This window comes from Ralstonia sp. RL, assembly GCF_001683835.1.
GTDB lineage: Bacteria > Pseudomonadota > Gammaproteobacteria > Burkholderiales > Burkholderiaceae > Ralstonia > Ralstonia mannitolilytica.
The window spans coordinates 1-1674 of the sequence record NZ_LWRX01000235.1 but is presented as its reverse complement, the minus strand read 5'-3'; the positions used below and the strand labels follow the sequence as shown (position 1 = coordinate 1674).

3 protein-coding genes and 1 pseudogene are annotated in these 1674 nt (G+C 63.7%); all 4 read right to left on the bottom strand.

Annotation, left to right across the window (positions count from 1 at the left end; genetic code table 11):
* Positions 1 to 210 precede the first annotated feature (210 nt).
* Positions 211 to 612 (bottom strand): DUF6362 family protein, encoded by a 402-nt coding sequence (locus tag A6M56_RS21225; RefSeq protein ID WP_286758393.1) that lies wholly within the window; start codon positions 610 to 612, stop codon positions 211 to 213.
* Positions 605 to 814, bottom strand: a complete 210-nt coding sequence (locus A6M56_RS21220) for a hypothetical protein (RefSeq protein ID WP_286758392.1) — start codon at positions 812 to 814, stop codon at positions 605 to 607. Before A6M56_RS21220 ends, A6M56_RS21225 begins: the two co-directional genes overlap by 8 nt.
* Position 815: 1 nt before the next feature.
* Positions 816 to 1280 carry a crossover junction endodeoxyribonuclease RuvC gene (locus A6M56_RS21215; protein ID WP_239883667.1) on the bottom strand — a complete coding sequence of 155 codons (465 nt, stop codon included), beginning with the start codon at positions 1278 to 1280 and terminating at the stop codon, positions 816 to 818.
* A gap of 129 nt (positions 1281 to 1409) precedes the next feature.
* Positions 1410 to 1674: pseudogene (locus A6M56_RS21210) on the bottom strand (phage/plasmid primase, P4 family); the annotation flags it as partial.

Genomic DNA, 1674 nt, shown 5'->3' with positions numbered 1-1674 from the left:
TAGGCGAATGCCGCGCTCGCGCCCCCCGCATCGCGATTTCGGCAGGAAGGACCCGTTTTGCCTCGGGCCGTCTCCGCTGCCTGCACCGCTGTCCAGAAGATAGCGGAAATATTACCCCCGGACCGGTGAATCTGTTGCAGGGGCCAATGTCGCACGACGCCGCAGACTCCCGCTGACACCAGGCCATGCCCGCCAAATCACGCTAAATCACTACGTCATCAAGACTGCGCCGTTGAGGTGATCGGCCACCGTCTGCAGTGCCTTCTGCCAACGCCGCCATGCCGTGGTGCGGTCGCAGGCGAAGCGGATCGTGATGTCGCGCCAGCCATAGCGCTTGGCCCGCATCCACACCAGGTGGCGTTGCTCAATATCGAGCCACTGCACCCAGCGCATCGTCTCTAGCATGCGGTCGATGGCTTCAGGGCTGGGTGGGAATGGGCGGTAGACCTTCTCGTTCGCAGCGAAGGCCTCCCACTCCTTGCGCACGAAGGCCGGCCACGTGTTGAAGTAGCCTTGCACACGCACGGGTGGCAGGCGACGTCCTGTGGTGGCGGCTTCCTCGAAGCGTGCCGCCACGTCTTCAATCGTCAAGGGAGTGCGACGGTCAGCCACGACGTGCCCCTCCCTGTCCGTACAGACGTTCTCCGATGCGTCGCACGATCTCACGCTCGATGAAGTCCAGACGTTCGTCGGAAGCGTTGACCACCAGGATGTGCTGGTCGCGCCAACCCCGTTGCTTCAGGACCTCAAGGTTTGTGGCCTCGGGCTGCAAGCGGCCCAGAGGACAACGGTAGGTGGGTGTGGGAAGCTTCATCTCACACCTCCTGCGTCTCGATGGCCCAGTAGAGCAGTGCCAGCGCGTCGGCTTCGTTGTCGTCGGCAACCTTTAAGCCGCGCTTAATCGTTGCCGCGATCATTTCCTCCTTGCTCGCATTGCCCTTGCCGGTCGCGTGCTTCTTGATCGTGCCGACCGGAACGCCCTGGTACGGGATGTTGTGGTGCTCGCACCAGGCGGTCAGATGCCCCATGAAGCCGCCATAGGCGTGCGCCGCATCCACACCCGCGTGCCGCCGCACTTCTTCGAAGAACACCGCGTTGATGTGCTGGCTCGCCGCGTACAGATCGTTGAGCCAGCGCTTGAATCGCAGGAAGCGCATGCCGCCACCTTCGAAGCGCTGCGGTTTGAATTGCTCGGTGCCGCTGGTGATCGTGCCGTCCAGGTGCTGCAGCGCCCACCCGGTGCGTGTACCCAGATCGAGGGCCAGAATCGTCGTTCTCATCATTCACTCCATTTCATGGAGGCGGGTGACGGATGCGACAGGTCTGCCGGAAATCTCCCTATCGTGCGTGCGCGCGCACGCGTGAGGGGTTAATCAGTGGACCTGTCAAATCCGTCACCCGGCCTCTCGTCAGTCGTCTCGGTAGGGATAGCCGCCGCGGTAGTTGTCGCTCGGGGGCTTGGGCCTCAGGCTGATGCCGGCCAGGGCGCGGGCACCGCCATGCAGGCGGCACTTCTCGAACTTGCGCGTCGCCATCAGCTCGGAGAAGCGCTTGACCGAGCCCACGTACTCGCCCGCACGCTCGGCCCATTCGCGCCAGTCGGCGAACAACTCGGACACGCCTTCGCGGTGGGTTTTGGCCAGGACGCAGCGCTCCTCGATCCACTGACCGAGC

Coding starts and splice junctions, on each gene's coding strand:
- A6M56_RS21220 (WP_286758392.1), bottom strand. CDS start 814: ATGAAGCTTCCCACACCCACCTACCGTTGTCCTCTGGGCCGCTTGCAG.
- A6M56_RS21215 (WP_239883667.1), bottom strand. CDS start 1,280: ATGAGAACGACGATTCTGGCCCTCGATCTGGGTACACGCACCGGGTGG.